Genomic DNA, 16,324 nt, shown 5'->3' on the forward strand with positions numbered 1-16,324 from the left:
CCGCACAAGCCGTGGGAGCGATTGTTTCGCGCGTGCCTCCGTGCTATAATGGCCCAGCCGAATGAAGCGAACCCATCGTACGCCCGCGTTTGTGGCGATCGGATGCTCGAGACGTCGAAGGAGGTCGTGTCTATGGAAATCACCCACAAGAAGTTCAACCGGGTGGATCTGCTCGCGCTGGTTGGGCGCATGGACGCCGCGAATGCACCGCAGCTCAAACAACAGATCGACGCGCTGTTCGACCAGGGGCGGTTTCGGCTGGTGCTCGACCTTGCCGGCCTCGACTACATCGCCAGCCCGGGCCTGCGCGTGCTGATCGAGGCGCGCAAGCGCGCGCGCGACCGCAAGCTGACCGACATCGAGGGCGGGGATGTGCGTATTGCGAACCTGCCGCCGCGGATCAAAGAGGTGTTCGACCTCACCGGCTTCACCGGGCTGTTCGAGATCTACACCGACACGCTCGAGGCCGTCGGATCATTCTAGCAGCGTTGAATCGCGGGTTCTGGGTTCGCTAGGCGCGCGCTCATATTCAATGCTCAGAACGCTCAATGGAAACGATCACTCTTCCCGCAACCCTGGACTCGCTGGCGCAGATCAGCGCGTTCATCGCCGACGCGACCACGCGCGCCGGGCTGGACGACCATGCCGCCTGGCAGGTGCAGCTGGCCGTCGACGAGGCGGCCACCAATATCATTCAGCACGGCTACGAGCCAGGCACGCCCGGCGCGATCGAGCTGAGCTGGCAGGTGGCCAGCCGCCAGCTGATCGTCGCGCTGCGCGACCACGGGCGGCGGTTTAGCCCGGAAGACGTGCCGGCCCCCGACCTGGCCGCGCCGCTCGAAGAGCGCCAGGCCGGCGGCCTGGGGATCTACCTGATGAGCCGGCTTATGGATTCGGTGAGCTTCACCTTCGACGACCAGCTCGGCAATGTGCTGACGATGACCAAGCAGCTTGTGCCGGCGCGCGGCGTGCGGGTGATCGAGCTGACCGGGCGGCTGGATGCCGTGAGCAGCCAGGCGGCGCTGGCGCAGGTGAGCGCGGCGCTGAGCACGGGCGCCCGCCAGATCCTGCTCGACCTGGCGCAGGTGTCGTTTTTGAGCAGCAGCGGTATGCGCGGGCTGCTGCTGGTACGCAAAGACCTGCTGGCGCTCGAGGGCGGCGAGCTGCGGCTGTGCGCGCTCCAGCCGCAGGTTCACGAGGTGTTCACCCTCACTGGCTTTACCCAGCTGTTTGCGATCCACCAGACGCGCGACGAGGCGCTGCGCGCGTTTGGGCAGCGCGCGCCCTAGCGCTGTGGCGCCGTGTACGCCGGTGGCGATGAGGCAGATAGCCGTGCGGTGAGATATATGCTTGAGTTCGGCCCGGCATGACGCGCGGACGCTGGCTGATTGCTTACTGCCTGGCCCTCGGCGCGCTCGGCTGGCTGTGGCTGCTGGCGCGGCTCGGCGCCGGCCCCGTGTGGCCCCTGGTGCTGCTGTTTGTTGCGCTGGCGCTGCTTGTCGAGAGCGCCGGCTTCCGCGCACCCCCCTCCGACTCGCACAGCCTGGTGGGCATCCTGCTGCTCGCGGCGGCGCTGGCGCTGGGAGCGCCAACCGGCGCGCTGGCGGCGGCGCTGGCGGCGCTGATCTTTGGCGTACTGCTGCCGCTGCTGTATGGCCGCCCGCGCACATTCTACCTGCTGGCGGCGCGCCCGCTGCTGCGCAGCGGCGTGCGCGCGATCGGCATCCTGCTGGGCGGCGCGCTGGCCGACGCGCTGGCGCCCGACCCGGCGCGGCTGTTCGCGCGCGTGCTGTGTTTCGCGCTGTGCTACACGCTGGTGGTGCAGGGCAACCGCGCCGTGCGCGAGCTGCTGCAGGGCGGCCGCACCGGCGTGGTGTCGTGGTTCCGCTCGGCATGGCGGCCGGCGCTGAGCGCCGAGATCGCCCCGCTGCCGCTGGCCGCGCTTGGCGCCGCGATCTACCTGCGGCTCGACCTGATCTTCTTCGTGCTGGCGGGCGCGGCGCTGCTCTCGGGCAGCCTGGCGGTGCGCCGCGCCGCGCTCAACTTGCAGCGCCAGCGCCGATCGGTGCGCGAGCTGGCGCTGCTGAACGAGGTCAGCCGGGCGATCATCCGCGCCGAGCTGAACGTCGAGGCGCTGAGCGAGCTGATCTACCGCGAGGCCGGCAAGGTAGTCGACACCTCGTCGTTCCACCTGGGGCTGTTCGAGCCCGGCAGCGACCGCTACACCCTGATGATCCGCGTGCAGGACCGCGTGCGCCTGCCGCCGCTGGCGGTCGATCTGCCCAGCGGCGACGGCATTGTCGGCTGGATGCGCGAGACCGGGCGGGCGCTGCTGGTGGAAGATTTCGTGGCCGAGATGGAGCGGCTGCCGGCGCGGCCGCGCTACCAGAGCGATCACCCGCCGCGCTCGGGCATCTACGTGCCGCTGATCGCCGGCGAGACGGTGATTGGCAGCATCTCGATCCAGAGCTACCAGCCGGGCGCGTTCGACGCCGACGACATGCGCCTGCTGTCGCTGATCGCCGACCAGGCGGCGATCGCGATCTCGAAGGCGCGCGCGTTTGCCGAGGCGCGCGGCCGGGCGCTGCAGCTCCAGGCGATTCGCGAGGTGAGCGAGCGGATCACCGCGATCCTCGACCTCGACGCGCTGCTGCCCTCGGTGGTGTGGCTGATCCACGAGCGCTTCGGCTACCAGCCGGTGCATATCTTCACGCTGGAAGAGAACGGCGACCTGGTGTTCCGCGCCAGCACGGCCGAGGGCGAGGCGCTTGAGCGCCTGCGCAGGCTGTCGATCAACCGCGGCAACGGCATTGTCGGCGCGGCGGCGACGAGCGGCGAGCCGGTGCTGGTGAGCGATGTGCGCCAGGACGCGCGCTACATCGGCGACGACTGGCACACGCTGTCGGAGCTGGCGGTGCCGCTGCGCTTCGGCGACACCACGATCGGCGTGCTCGACGTGCAGAGCGCCGAGGTTGGCCGGTTCGCGCAGAGCGACCTGTTTGTGATGCGCACGCTCGCCGACCAGATCGCGGTGGCGATCGAGAGCGCGCGCGCCTTCTCGGCGCAGCGCGAGGAGGCCTGGACACTGAACTCGCTGCTGCAGGTGGCCGAGAATATCGCGCGCGCCGCCACGCTCGACGATCTGCTGCCGGCGACTGTGCGGCTGCCGCCGCTGCTGCTGGGCTGCGACCGCTGCTACTGCCTGATCTGGAATCGCGACCACGCCAGCTTCACCGTGCTGGCGGCGTATGGCCTGACGGCCGACCTGCGCGCCGCGTTTGTCGGCAGCAGCTTCGACGAGCTCGACGCCCCGCTGCTGGCCGAGGCGCGCCGCACGGCTGCCCCGCTCGAGCTCGCCCACGCCAACGAGCGCACGTATATGTGCCGCCCGCTGCTCGATCGCTTTGGCGGCGCGGCGCTGCTGGCGCTGCCGCTGACGGCGCGCGGCGCCATGCTTGGCATGCTGGTGGCCGACTACGACGACGCGGCGCACCGCTTCACCGCGCGCGAGACGACGCTGTACTCGGGGATCGCCAACCAGGTGGCCGGCGCGCTCGAGAGCGCGCTGCTGGCCCAGGAGGCCGCCGAGGCCGCGCGCCTCGACGAAGAGCTGCGCGTGGCGCGCGAGATCCAGACGACGCTGCTGCCCGCGGTGGTGCCGAACCTGCCCGGCTGGGATATCGCGGCCGACTGGCGCTCGGCGCGGCTGGTGGGCGGCGACTTCTACGATTTCTGGCGCCTGCCGGCAAGGCAAGGCGACAAGGCGGCGAGGCGCCAAGCAGGCGCGGAGCAGACGGAAGGCCCGTTGCAGCCAGGCGCGCCGGCCCCGCAGCCTGCCGAAGGCGCCGAGCTTGGCTTTGTGGTGGCCGACGTGAGCGACAAGGGCATCCCGGCGGCGATGTTCATGACGCTCTCGCGCAGCCTGGTGCGCGCCGCCGCGCTGGATGGCTCGTCGCCGGGGGTGGCGCTGAGCCGCGCGAACCGCTGGATCACGCGCGACTCGGAGTCGTCGATGTTTGTGACGCTGTTCTACGGCATTGTGCAGCCGGCCACCGGGGTGCTGCGCTTTAGCTGCGCCGGCCACAACCCGCCGCTGCTGTTTCGCGCGGCCGACGCGAGCGTGGCCGAGCTGACGACGCACGGCATGGCGCTGGGCGTGCTCGAGGACGCGCCGCTGGGCGAGGCCGAGGTGACGATGGCCGCAGGCGATGTGCTGGTGTGCTACACCGACGGCCTGACCGAGGCGATCAACGCCGCCGAGGAGGCGTTCGGCGTCGAGCGGCTGGTGGCGGTGCTCACCCAGCAGCATGCGGCCTCGGCGGCCGAGCTGGTGAACGCGATCAACGCGGCGCTGCGGCGCTTCACCGAGCGCCCGCCGTTCGACGACCTGACGCTGGTGGTGATCAAGCGCCAGCCGGAGTGAGGAAGACGCGCCGTGCCGGCGAGCGATGCCTTGCGGCCATGCCTCAGAGCCTGTTTGAAAAGGGGGTGCGCGAGGGCTATGCCTCGCACTTCTTCTGGCGGGTGGCGGCCACGTGTGGCCGCCACCCGCCGAAAATGGAAACCTGGAGGACTTCGTCCTCCAAACCACCCTTTTCAAACAGCTTTCAGGGCGCGCCAGCAGGCGATTGCGTGCCCTGAGGCATGCGCCACCAGCGCCCAAGCTGCGGTGGCCTTCTTTTTTCAGCGCGTCTGGTTGGCAGGCGATCAGGCCGGGCGGATGCGCCGCAGCGCGCGCTGCAGCTCGAACGAGAGCGCTTCGGCCTGGCGCCGATCGAGCGCGAGCCCGCAGCTCTTGACGCCGCCGCGCGGGCCGGTGGCGTGCAGGCCGAGCATCAGCGGGCCGCGCGCGCCCGGCCAGTGCGCGTGCAGGCGCGTGCGGCCTACCTCCACGCCAAAGTCGGCGGTGATGCGCAGCCCGAGGCGCGGCAGATCGGCCAGCCGCGCCGCAAACGCGCGCGCCTCGGGCTCGGGCAGCACAATCTGCTGAAACGTCATCTTGCCGCGCTGGCCGCGCTCGCTGATGCTGATCGACAGGCGCAGCTGCGGCGGCGCGTCGCCGGTGCGCTCGAGCGCCAGAATGACCTCGATCGCGCCGCGCGTGTCGCCGGCCGAGCGCCACTCGACCAGGCGCTCGGATAGGGTCAGCCCGCCGGTGGCGGGCGCAGGCGGCGCGCCTGGCTCGGAAGGCGCGGGCGCGCCGCCCAGCGCCCGGCGGATCGCGCCGAGCAGGCCGCTTTCGCGCGCGAGGCGTCCCGAGGGCGTGGCGTGCGCGGCGGCGTGCTCGATCCGCTCGCCGGCCACCCAGCCCAGCTCAAGCGCGCGCCGGAAGGCCTCGACGCTGGCGAAGCGCGCCTCGGCCTGGGGCTGCATCGCCTTCTCGATCGCGCTGGCGATCGGTGCGGGCACGGCGCGGTTGATCGCGCGGATCTTCAGCTCGGCCGGCTGGGCCACGCGCTCGAGCGCCGATGGCGGCAGCTGGCGCGTCAGCAGCACGTAGGCGGTAACGCCCAGGGCATACAGGTCGCTGCGCTGGTCGGTGCCGGCGCCGTACTGCTCGATCGGCGCGAACGGCTCGGTGACGGCGCGGGCCACGCGGCCGGTGGCCTGGCCGGGTAGGGCCACGCGCGCGATGCCCATGTCGAGCAGCTTGACGCGGCCGTCGGGCGCCAGCACAATATTCAGCGGCTTGATGTCGCGGTGGATGATCGGGCTCGGCCGGCCGCTGGCTGGGTCGCGGTAGCTGTGCAGGTACTCGAGCGCGGCGCAGAGCTGCAGCAGCCAGCCGACGACATCGGCGATGCTGTAGCCGGGGTTGGGCTGCTCGAGCTTGCGCTGGAGCGTCTCGCCCGCGACGTAGTCCATCACCAGGAACACCGCGCCCGACGGCTCGATGAAGTAGTCGGTGACGCGTACCAGCACCGGGTGATCGAGCTGGGCCAGCAGGCGCGCCTCGGCCAGAAACTGCGCGACCGACTCCGGGTCGGCGGCGAGGGTTTCTTTAAGCGCGTGGGTTGTGCCGAGCAGCAGGTGCTCGGCCTCGTACACCGCGCCGTTGCCGCCCATATCGATCAGGCGGCGCAGGGCGTAGCGCCCGCCCACGCGCAGGCCGGCCGGCCGCGGCGTGCGCGCGGTGCGCGCGGTCGGCGCCAGCCGCGACCCGCAATCGACGCAGTAGAGCGCGCGCGGGGTGGCGCGGCTGCCACACGTGCTGCAAAATTTCACCGACGACTGGATCATATGTGCCCGGCCCGGATCGCTCGGATGTGCGTGTATTATAGCGCAGGCCGCCCGCGCGTGGGCGATCGAAAGAACGACACCCTCTCATTATTCTCTCAGGCACGCCCGTTCAGAATATGGTAGACTGTCGGCCAGGCCAAAACGTCGCGACGACGGGGTGGCCGGCGACCCGCTTGAGCCTCGTAGGAGCGGCTGTTGAAGCGGCTACACTGCCTTTTCCTCGTGCTACTGCTGCTGCTTGCGCCGCGCCCCGCGCACGCGCAGGATACCGACTGGCGCGAGCGCCGCACCGACCGCTTCGCCATCCTGTATGTCGACGGCGACGCCGCCACCGCCGAGCACTACGCCGATTTTGTCGACGGCGTGTACGACGAGGTGGCCGCGATCTTCGGCCACGCGACGGCGGTGCCGGTGACGCTGCGGCTGTACCCCACGCTCGAACGCTACCAGCAGGTCAACCCGCTCGCCCGCGAGCTGCAGGGCATTGTGGCGCACGCCGACTACCGCCGCCACGAGGTGGTGGTGGTGCTGTCGCAGACGGCGCGCCAGACCGAGGAGGAGGTGCGCAACAATGTACGCCACGAGCTGACGCACATTGTCGCCGCCGAGGTCTCCGACGACCGCCTGAACGTTGGCTTTCAGGAAGGGCTGGCCCAGTATGTCGAGCGGCCGGCCCCCGAGCTCGAGCAGCGCGTCGCGCTGCTGCGGCGCGCGGTTGACCAGGACGTGCTGCTGCCGTGGAGCGGCCTCGACGACCGCGACGTGGTGTATCGCGCGCCGGATGTCAGCTACCCCGAGAGCCTCTCGATTGTGGCGTTTCTGGTCGAGCGCTACTCGTTCGCGAAGCTGCGCGACTTCCTGACGATCGCGGCGCGCAGCAGCGGCTACCGCTCGGCGCTCGAGCGCACCTACGGCGCCGCCCCCGACGAGCTCGAGCGCCAGTGGCGCGACTGGCTGCCCAGCTACCTGGGCGGCGGCTACCGGCGCAACGCGCTGGCGGCCTACGACCTGAGCGGCGCCGAGGCGCTGCTGCGCCAGGGCCGCTACGCCGCCGCCCATGCCGACCTCGAGACGGCGATCGAGTGGCTGCGCACCACCGACCAGCGCGATGTGCTCGGGCAGGCCGAGGATCTGCTGGCGCGCAGCGAGCGCGGGCTCGCGGCCGAAGCGCTGGCCCGCGACGCGCGCGCGGCGCTCGAGGCCGCCGACTACGGCCGCGCCGCCGACTTGGTGGGCCAGGCGCGGCGCGCCTATGCCGACCTCGGCGACGTGCATCAGGACGCGGCCCTGGCCGCCTTTGCCGAGCGCGCCGAGCGCGGCACCAGTGCCGCCGCCGTGCTGGCGCAGGCGCAGGGGCTGGCCCGCACGCTGCGCTACCCGCAGGCCCGCGCCGCCGCCGACCAGGCCGCTGCCGCATACATGGCGCTCGGCGACCGCGCGCGCGCCGACGAGGCGCTGGCACTGCGGGCGTTTCTCGACCAGCGTCAGACGTGGCTGGGCGTCGCGCTGCTGCTGCTGGGCCTTGGCGGGGTGGCAGCCAGCGCCATGCGGCGCCTGACAGCGCGCGAGGCCGAGGCATGGTGAGCTTTTGGCGGCACACATCGCATATGCGCTGAGCCAACGAGCATCCTTGTCATGCTGAACGGAGTGAAGCATCTCCCTGTCCTGCTGAACGAAGCTCCGCTCCCTGATGATTCAGCGCGGCACGCGTTTTTGCCTTCGGCAGAGCGGTACTTTTTCATGGATGGTGCTGAGATGTTGGCGCTTTGCGCCCAAATCTCAGCACAAAAGCAAGCGAAGTACCATGCTGCCGCAGGCAGAACAAGCCGATATCGCAGGCGACTGCGTCCTTCCTGTCAGTATGGCAGGGCATACAATGAAACGTTGTTGAGAGGCTAATGAGCAGCTCACTCTTCCACACGCTCGACAAGCTTGCCACCGACCGCTGGGCGCGCCGCGGGGTACGTGCGCTGCTGCGCGCGGCCTGGCTGGGCGTCAGCATCTGGTGCGCCGGCCTGGGCGCGCACCTCGTATGGGGCTGGCCGCTGCGCTCGAACCTGCTGGGCGCCGCCGCGCTGGCGGTGGTGGGCGTGGGCGTTGCGCTGCTGCTGCGCCCGCGCCTGAGCGCCCGCCAGGCCGCGCGCCGGCTCGATCGCCGCTTTCACCTCGACGAGCAGCTCGCCACCGCTGTCGAGGTAGCCGCCAGCAACCCGCCGCCAGGCAGCATCGCCGCCCGGCTGCTGGCCGAGGCCGCGCACACCAGCGCGCTGATCGACCGGCGGCTCGAGCGGCGCCAGCGCCCGCCCTGGCACGACCTGCTGACGCTGGCGCTGCTGGGGCTGGTGGCGCTGGGCCTGGCGATCGTGGCCGGGGTTGGGCAGCCGCGCCTCGACGCCGGCACGCTGCCGCTGCCGCCGCTGGCCGAGCCGCAAGACCCGGCGGCGCAGCTGCCGCAGGAGCCGCGCGCCGACCAGCCCGGCAGCGCCGGCCAGCCCGGCGCCGAAGAAACCGGCGCCGCGCAGCCCCAGGCCGCAGCCGACCCGCAGATCATCCGCGCGCTGGCCGACGCGCTGCGCGACCAGGGCATCACCCGCGCCGCCGCGCAGGCGCTTGATCGCGGCGATACGGCTGGCGCGGCGCGCGAGCTGCGCGCGCTGGCCGACCAGGCCAGCCAGCTCTCGCAGGCGACGCGCGACGCGCTGGCCGATAGCTTGCGCGCCGCCGCCGACACGATCGCGCCGCGCAACCGCGACCTGGCCGAGCAGCTGAACCAGAGCGCCGCCGGGCTTGAGCGCGGCGACCAGGCCGCCGCGCAGGCGCTCGACGATCTGGCCCGCGCGATCGAGCAGCTGCCCAGCGCGCCGCGCGAGGTTGAGCAGGCGGGCGCTCAGCCGGAAGCCGGCGGGCAGGCGCCTGGCAGCCCCGGCGATGCGCCGCCGTCGGCCGGCCAGCCAGGCGCAGGCCAGCCGCAGAGCGGATCGGGCGCGGGCAGCGGCCCAGGCGGCGAGCAGCGCCCGGCCGACACCTCCGGCCGCCTCGGCGTCGAGGGCCAGCCGGTGCCGCTCGAGTCGGCCGGCCAGGGCGACATTCCAGCCGATGCCTCAGGCCCGCTCCAGCCAGGCGCGGGCCGGCCGCAGCCCGGCTTCACCCAGGGCGACGCAAGCAGCAGCCGGCAGGTCGACGTTGGGGCCGACCCGCTGCGCGTACCGATGGACGAGCGCGATGTGGTTCAAGAATATTTTCAGCCGTAGCGCGGCGGCCGAGCAGCCGCTGTTCGACGAAGCGTTTTTGCGCCGCGTCGAGCGCCTGAGCCTGCAGGCCCAGCCTACGCTGCGCGGCCGGCCGGCCGGCGGTGAGCACCTGAGCCGCAACCAGCTGCCGGCTACGATCTTCAGCGACCACCGGCCCTACAGCCCCGGCGACGACTACCGCCATGTCGACTGGAACGCCTACGCGCACCAGGACGAGGTGTTTGTACGGCTGGGCGAGATCGAGCAGAGCGTCAATGTTCACCTGCTGCTCGACGTCTCGCGCTCGATGGCCTGGGGCGAGCCGCCCAAGCTGCGCGCGGCCCAGCGCCTAGTTGCGGCGCTCGGCTACCTGGCGCTGGCGCACCACGACCGGCTGCGCGTCACGCCGTTCGGCGAGGCGCCGCTGGCGGGGTTTGGCCCGGCGCAGGGCAAGGCGCGCCTGTTCGACATGCTTGGCTTCGTCGAGCGCGCGCGCGCCGACCAGCCCACCGCGCTGGCCGATGCGCTGGCAGGCTACGCCCGGCAGCATAGCCACGGCGGGCTGCTGATAGTCTGCTCGGATCTGCTGGCGCCCGATGGGCTCGAGCGCGGCCTGGCCGCGCTGCCGCCGCCGCGCTGGCAGGTGCTGGTGCTGCACCTGCTCGATCCGCGCGAGCTTTCCGGGGCCGTGGCGGCCGGCCCGGTCGAGCTGGAAGACGCCGAGACTGGCCAGCGCCTGCCGCTGCTGCTCGACGCCGCCACGCTGGCCGAGTACCGCCGCGCCGTGCGCGCCTGGCAGGAGCGCGTGGCTGCGGCCTGCGCCCGCTGCGGCGCCACCTACGCCCAGATTCCGGCCGATTGGCCGATCGAGCGCCAGGCGCTGCCGTACCTGCGCGCCCGGCGGATGCTTCGGTGACGGGCTCAGCGATTGCCTGACGTGGTGGGAGCGTGCGGAAGGCCGTGCGCACCCCGGTGTGACAAAGCGCAATGACCTTTCTATTTCCGCTCGGCCTGCTGGCCCTGCTTGCAATCCCCATCATTGTGGTGCTGCACCTGCTGCGCGAGCGGCGGCGGCGCGTGGTGGTGCCCAGCCTGATGCACTGGCTGAATGTGCCGCGCCGCCGCGACGCCCAGCGCGTGCGCCGCCTGCCGCTGACGCTGCTGCTGCTGCTGCACCTGCTGGCGGCCGCGCTGATCGCGCTGGCGCTCGGCCGCCCGCAGCTCGCCGGGGTGCTCGGCGGCGCGCGCCAGCTGGCCGTGGTGCTCGATACATCCACCAGCATGTCCGCGCGCGATGGCGCCGCCACCCGCTTCGCCCAGGCCCAGGGCCGCGCGCGCGCCCTGCTGCGCGGCCTCGCCGCCGGCGACCGGGCGGTGCTGATCGCCGCCGGGCCAGCGGCGCGCGTGGTGGCCGCCGGCGAGGCCGCCGACGCGGCCGGGCTGCTGGCCGCGCTCGACGCGCTGCAGCCCGGCGGCACCGGCGCCGACATTCCCGGCGCGCTGGCGCTGGCCCAGGCATCGCTCGACGGCGCGCGCCGCCGCGAGATCGTGGTGCTCACCGACGACGGCCCCAGCGGCGCTAGCGCGGCGCTGCCTGCGGCTGTGGCTGCCGACCTGAGCTGGCAGGCGGTTGGCGCGGCCCAGCCCAACCGCGCGCTGGTGGCGCTGGCCGCCCGCCCGTGGGGCGCGAATGTCCAGGTGTACGCCCGCGTGGCCAACTACAGCTCAGCGCCATTCGCCACGGCGCTGACGCTCTTCGCCGACGACCGCCCGCTCGGCGTGCGCCAGATCGCGCTTGCCGCCGATGGCGAGACCGAGCTGACCTGGACGCTTCCTGCCGGCGCCGCGAGCCTGCGCGCCGCTTTCGATGGCCAAGACGCGCTGCCCGAGGACGACGAGGCGCGCCTGCGCCTGAGCCAGGCCCGCCCGCTGGCGGTGCGCCTGGTGTCCGATCGCCCCGACGTACTGCGCCGCGCGCTGGCGGCCATACCCGGCGCCCGTGTCGCGGTGCTGGCGCCGGCCGAGTACCGCCCCGCCGTCGGCTCCGACGCGCCCGGCCTCACGGTGTTCGACGGCTTTCTGCCGCCCGAGTGGCCCACCGGCGCGATCTTGGCGGTCAACCCGCCCCCCGGCGGCGCGCTTGATGTCGCGGGCGACGCACGCCCCGCCAGCGGCCCGCTCGTACGCCACGGCGCGCTGTTCGACGGCCTGAGCCTCGATGGCGTCAGCTTCGGCCCGCTGCGCCAGCTCACCCCGCCTGAGTGGGCCGCGCCGCTGCTCGAGCAGGGCGGCGCGCCGCTGATCGTGCGCGGGCGCACCGGCGGCCACGAGATCGCGATCTGGGCCTTCGACCCGGCCGCCACTAGCCTGCCAAGCCGCCTGGCCTTCCCGCTGCTGGTGGCGCGCAGCGTGCGCGACCTGGCGCCGCCGCCGCTGCCGCAGAGCCTGCTGGCCGGCGCGGCGCTGGCGCTGCGCCCCGACGCGCGCGCCACCGAGCTGCGTCTCCGCGCGCCCGATGGCTCCGCCGCCAGCCTGCCCGCCGCGCCGCAGCTCACGCTCGATCGGCTGACCCAGCCGGGCGTCTACCAGATCGACGAGCGCGCCGGCGACGCGACGCTGTATAGCGGCTATGTTGCGGTGAACGCCGGCGCGGCGATCGAGTCCGATCTGCGCCCGCGCCCCGTGCCAGCCATAGCCTCGGCTGCAATATCCCCGCAAGCCCCCGCGCGGCCTCAGGCGCGCGATCTGTGGCCCTGGCTCGCGCTCGGCGCGCTGGCGCTGCTGCTGCTCGAGTGGGGGTACATCCACCGATGACGCTGCGCCAACCGCTGTTTCTGCTGCTGCTGCTGCTGCTGCCCGCAATGGCGCTGGTGTGGCGGCGGCGCGGCCCCCAGCTGGCCCGGCCGCGCTGGCCATCCGCCTGGCGCTGGTGGCGCTGATCGCCGTGGCGCTGGCCGACCCGCTGCTGGGCCGGGCCGCGCCGCCGCCCGGCGCCCTCGTGGTGCTGCTCGACCAGTCCGACAGCCTGGGCGACGCCGGCAAGGCCGCGCTGCGCGCCCAGGCCGGCGCGCTGGCGCTGCGATCGCGGCGCGCGCGTGCTGGCGTTCGGCGCGGCGCCCCAGGCCGCGCACCAGCGCGCCGGCGCGCGCCGACGGCACCGATATCGCCGCCGCGGCTCGAGGCCGCCGTGGGCTGCTCGGCGGCGGCAGGCGCGTGCTGCTGCTCTCGGATGCGCGCAGACCCGTGGCGACGCGCTTGCGGCCGCCCAGGCGCTCGGCGCCCCCGTCGACACGCTGGCCTACGCGCCTGCGGCCCCGCCCGAGATCTGGATCGCGGCGCTCGAAGCCCCAGCGACACTGCGCGTCGGCGAGGAGTACGGCGTCGCGGTGGTGGTGGGCAGCACCGCCGCCGCCACTGCCCAGCTCAGCCTGTTCGTGGGCGAGCAGCCGCTCGCAAGCCAGAGCGTCGTGCTGCAGCCCGGCGAGAACCGCTTCAGCTACCGCGACCGCGCCGGGTCGCCGGGCGTGGCGCGCTTCCGAGCGCTCGTCAACGGCCAGCCCGACACCTTCGCCCAGAACAATAGCGGCGGCGCCACCGCGCTTGTCGCGCCCCAGCCGCGCGTCCTGCTGCTCGAAAGCCAGCCCGGCGCCGGCGCGCCGCTCGGGCGGGCGCTGCGCGCCGCCGGGGTGCTGGCCGATGTGCGCGCCGCCAGCAGCCTGCCCGCCCAGCTGTCGGCGCTCGACGCCTACGAGGGCGTGGTGCTGGCCGATGTGCCTGCCGGCGACCTGACGCTGGACCAGATGGCCGCGCTGCGCGAGTTCGTGCGCAGCGAGGGCCGCGGCCTGGTGGTTGCCGGCGGCCGCGCGAGCTTCACGCTTGGCGCCTACAAAGGCACGCCGCTCGAAGAAGCCCTGCCGGTATCGATGGATCCGCCGCCGCGCCCCGAGCGCCCGCCCGTCACGCTGCTGCTGATCGTCGACCACTCGCTCAGCATGGGCAGCAGCTCGGGCGTCTCCAAGCTCGACATGGCCAAAGAGTCGGCGCTGCTGGCGACCGAGTCGCTGCGGCAGGACGACCGCATCGGCGTGCTGGCGTTCGACGACCGGCAGGCCTGGGCGGTCGAGTTCCAGGCGATCGGCAGCGGCCTGAGCCTTGGCCAGGTGCAGGAGCAGATCGGCGCGATCGCGATCGGCGGCGGCACCGACATCTGCGCCGCGCTCGAGCGCGGCCTGAGCGCGCTGGCTCAGCAGCCCGGCAGCACGCGCCACGCCGTGCTGATGACCGACGGCCAGTCGTTTCGCAACAGCCGCTGCCCGCCCTACCCCAGCCTGATCGAGCGCGCCCGCGCCGCCGATATCACGCTCTCGTCGATCGCCATTGGCGCCGACGCCGACACCGAGCTGCTGCAAAACCTGGCGCGCTGGGGCGCCGGCCGCTACCATTTCGCCGCCCGCCCCGACGACATCCCGCGCCTGACGCTGATCGAGAGCCAGATCGCCAGCGCCGAGCCGCTGATCGAGGGCGAGTTCCGCGCCGGCCTGTCCACGCCCCACCCGCTGCTGCGCGACTTCGCCCCCAGCCAGCTGCCCGCGCTCGCGGGCTACGTCGGCACCACGATCAAGCCCAACGCCGAGCTGGTGCTCAAGTCGCCCGAGAAGGACCCGGTGCTTGCGGCCTGGCAGTATGGCCTCGGCCGCGCCGTTGCCTGGACGTCCAGCGCCGACGCGCCCTGGGCCGACGAGTGGCCCGGCTGGGGCGACTACGGGCGCTTCTGGGCGCAGCTTGTGCGCTACACCCTGCCCGAGCCCGACAGCGGGCCAATTCAGGTGCGCGCCACGCCAAAGGGCGACGCGCTGTCGATCGCCGTCGACGCGCTGGCGCCTAGCGGCGAGCCGATCGACCTCGCCGATACCAGTGCGACGATCACGCTGCCCGGCGGCGCGACCCGCCAGATCCAGCTGCGCCAGACCGCGCCTGGGCACTATGTCGAGGATCTGGCGCTGCCGGGCGATGGCGCGTACGCGATTGCGGTGGCGCAGAGCAAAGATGGCGTGACGCGCCGCGCTGCCGCCGGCTACGTGCAGCCGCCGCCCGCCGAGTACACGCCCAGCGGCGGCGGCGCGGCGCTGCTGGCGCGCATCAGCGCGGCGAGCGGCGGGCAGGTGCTCGCCAGCGTCGACGGCGAGCCCGGCGCCGGCCCTGGCGCGGCGCCGGCCCCGCGCGAGCTGTGGCCCTGGCTGCTGGCGGCGGCGGCGCTGCTGTGGCCGACCGAGATCGCCCTGCGGCGCGGCTGGCTGCGCTTTGAGCGCAGGCGCTAGCGCCAAGGGGAAGCTGGAGCGCATCAGGATGGCCGAGCGCCCTACGCTCTGCGCCCTGCCATAGATGCTACGCCGCCGCGCAGCGCAGCATCGCCCCGAGGCTGCGCTCGACGTCTTCGTCGGTCGTGGCCCACGACGACACGCTGATGCGCATGGCCACCTGCCCCTGCCAGACGGTGCCGCCGCACCAGCAGGTGCCGTCGGCCTGGATCGCCGCGATCACCTGGCGTGTGCGCTCGGCGTCGCCAAACGATACCAGCACCTGGTTGCTGGCCACCTCGTTCAGCACGCGGTAGCCTGCAGCGCTTAGGCCCTCGGCGAAGCGCGCGGCGTGGCGGCAGCTGCGCTCGATCAGGTCGGCCACGCCGGTGCGCCCGAGCGTGCGCAGCGCCGCCCAGATCTCGACGCCGCGCGCGCGCCGCGACATCTCGGGTGTGTAGTGGTACGGCTCGCCGCGCGCGTCCTGCTGCCCGAGGTAGGCCGCGCTCACAGCCATGGCCGCGCGAAGGTGCTCGGGCTGGCGGCAGAACACCAGGCCGCTGTCGTAGGGAACGTTGAGCCACTTGTGGGCGTCGGTGGCCCACGAGTCGGCGCTGGCGATGCCGCGAACCAGGTGCGCGCGCCCGGGCGCGGCGGCAAGCCACAGGCCAAACGCGCCGTCGACATGCACCCACGCGCCGGCGTCGTGCGCGATCGCGCAGATCTCGCCAACCGCGTCGCAGGCGCCGGTGTTCACGTTGCCGCTCTGGGCGCACACAATTGTCGGCCCGGCGATCGCCGGCATTGCCGCAGGACGCATGCGGCCCTGTGCATCCACCGGCACGCGCACGACGCGCTCGCGCCCAAGCCCGAGCAGGCTCAGCGCTTTGAGCAGGCTGACGTGCACTTCGTCGCCGACGATCACGGTGATCGGCGGGGCGCCGAAGAGGCCGCGCGCCTCGACATCCCAGCCGGCGCGGGCCAGCACCGCGTGGCGTGCGGCGGCCAGCCCGCTGAAGTTTGCCATTGTCGCGCCCGTTACAAAGCCTACGCCGCACTCGGCCGGCAGGCCAAGCAGCTCGAGCAGCCAGCGCTCGCCGACCGTCTCGATCGCGGCGGCCACCGGCGAGAGTGCGGCCATGCCGGCGTTCTGATCCCAGGCCGCCGCCAGCCAGCTTGCCGCGAGCGCCGCAGGCAGCGCGCCGCCGACGACAAAGCCGTAGTAGCGCCCTCCGGCCGAGGCGACAGTCGCCGGCGAGCCGATCTCGTCGAGCAGCGCGAGCATCTCGGCTGCGCCGGCCGGCCCGTCCGGCAGCGGCCCGCCGAGCTCGGCGAGCCGGGCCAGCGCTGCGGGTGTGGGCGCGGCGCCGCGCTCCGCCAGGCCGTTCAGGTAGCCCTGCGCGCGCCGGGCCGCCGTCTGAAGTAGATCGTCCATGGGTACCCTCCTCCGTTTCGCTGCGGTGATATTGCAATCCTAAATGAGCCATAAAAAGCAGGGAGCGAGGGGCGCAGCCCCAAAGAAAAATCTCCTCCCCTTCATGAATCCGATAGGATTGC

11 protein-coding genes are annotated in these 16,324 nt (G+C 72.9%); 9 read left to right on the top strand and 2 right to left on the bottom strand.

The window, feature by feature from the left end; genetic code table 11:
* The first annotated feature begins 132 nt into the window (after window positions 1–132).
* The 3 genes from U0177_RS02810 to U0177_RS02820 all read left to right on the top strand — a co-directional run bounded on the left by U0177_RS02810 (window position 133) and on the right by U0177_RS02820 (window position 4,423).
* Window positions 133–483 (top strand): STAS domain-containing protein, encoded by a 351-nt coding sequence (locus U0177_RS02810; RefSeq protein ID WP_409569060.1) that lies wholly within the window; start codon window positions 133–135, stop codon window positions 481–483.
* Between the two features lie 65 nt (window positions 484–548).
* Window positions 549–1,289: an anti-sigma factor antagonist gene (locus U0177_RS02815; protein ID WP_409569061.1), complete on the top strand. Its 741-nt coding sequence runs from the start codon at window positions 549–551 to the stop codon at window positions 1,287–1,289.
* A gap of 77 nt (window positions 1,290–1,366) precedes the next feature.
* The gene (locus U0177_RS02820; RefSeq protein WP_409569062.1) at window positions 1,367–4,423 is read left to right on the top strand and encodes a SpoIIE family protein phosphatase; all 3,057 of its coding nucleotides are present in this window, start codon (window positions 1,367–1,369) and stop codon (window positions 4,421–4,423) included.
* Window positions 4,424–4,707: 284 nt separating this feature from the next.
* Here the strand turns inward: U0177_RS02820 and U0177_RS02825 are convergent, their stop codons facing one another.
* Complete coding sequence (locus U0177_RS02825; RefSeq protein ID WP_409569063.1) at window positions 4,708–6,240, bottom strand: protein kinase domain-containing protein; 1,533 nt, start codon at window positions 6,238–6,240, stop codon at window positions 4,708–4,710.
* 195 nt (window positions 6,241–6,435) lie between these two features.
* Between U0177_RS02825 and U0177_RS02830 the strand changes: the two genes are divergently transcribed.
* The 6 genes from U0177_RS02830 (at window position 6,436) to U0177_RS02855 (ending at window position 14,788) form a co-directional block, all read left to right on the top strand.
* The gene (locus U0177_RS02830; RefSeq protein ID WP_409569064.1) at window positions 6,436–7,824 is read left to right on the top strand and encodes a peptidase MA family metallohydrolase; all 1,389 of its coding nucleotides are present in this window, start codon (window positions 6,436–6,438) and stop codon (window positions 7,822–7,824) included.
* 314 nt (window positions 7,825–8,138) lie between these two features.
* Window positions 8,139–9,491 carry a hypothetical protein gene (locus tag U0177_RS02835; protein ID WP_409569065.1) on the top strand — a complete coding sequence of 451 codons (1,353 nt, stop codon included), beginning with the start codon at window positions 8,139–8,141 and terminating at the stop codon, window positions 9,489–9,491.
* Window positions 9,463–10,386 (top strand): DUF58 domain-containing protein, encoded by a 924-nt coding sequence (locus tag U0177_RS02840; RefSeq protein WP_409569066.1) that lies wholly within the window; start codon window positions 9,463–9,465, stop codon window positions 10,384–10,386. Before U0177_RS02835 ends, U0177_RS02840 begins: the two co-directional genes overlap by 29 nt.
* A gap of 71 nt (window positions 10,387–10,457) precedes the next feature.
* On the top strand, window positions 10,458–12,284 hold the full coding sequence (locus U0177_RS02845; RefSeq protein WP_409569067.1) for a VWA domain-containing protein: 1,827 nt from the start codon (window positions 10,458–10,460) through the stop codon (window positions 12,282–12,284).
* The gene (locus U0177_RS02850; RefSeq protein WP_409569068.1) at window positions 12,281–12,409 is read left to right on the top strand and encodes a hypothetical protein; all 129 of its coding nucleotides are present in this window, start codon (window positions 12,281–12,283) and stop codon (window positions 12,407–12,409) included. The genes U0177_RS02845 and U0177_RS02850 overlap by 4 nt, the downstream gene beginning before the upstream one ends.
* 156 nt (window positions 12,410–12,565) lie before the next feature.
* Window positions 12,566–14,788, top strand: a complete 2,223-nt coding sequence (locus U0177_RS02855; RefSeq protein ID WP_409569069.1) for a glutamine amidotransferase — start codon at window positions 12,566–12,568, stop codon at window positions 14,786–14,788.
* A 67-nt stretch (window positions 14,789–14,855) separates the two neighbouring features.
* Here U0177_RS02855 and U0177_RS02860 read toward each other — a convergent pair whose 3' ends face one another.
* Window positions 14,856–16,202: a pyridoxal phosphate-dependent decarboxylase family protein gene (locus U0177_RS02860; RefSeq protein WP_409569070.1), complete on the bottom strand. Its 1,347-nt coding sequence runs from the start codon at window positions 16,200–16,202 to the stop codon at window positions 14,856–14,858.
* Window positions 16,203–16,324 lie beyond the last annotated feature (122 nt).

The organism is Kouleothrix sp., from assembly GCF_046328425.1.
In the GTDB taxonomy this organism is placed as follows: domain Bacteria; phylum Chloroflexota; class Chloroflexia; order Chloroflexales; family Roseiflexaceae; genus Kouleothrix.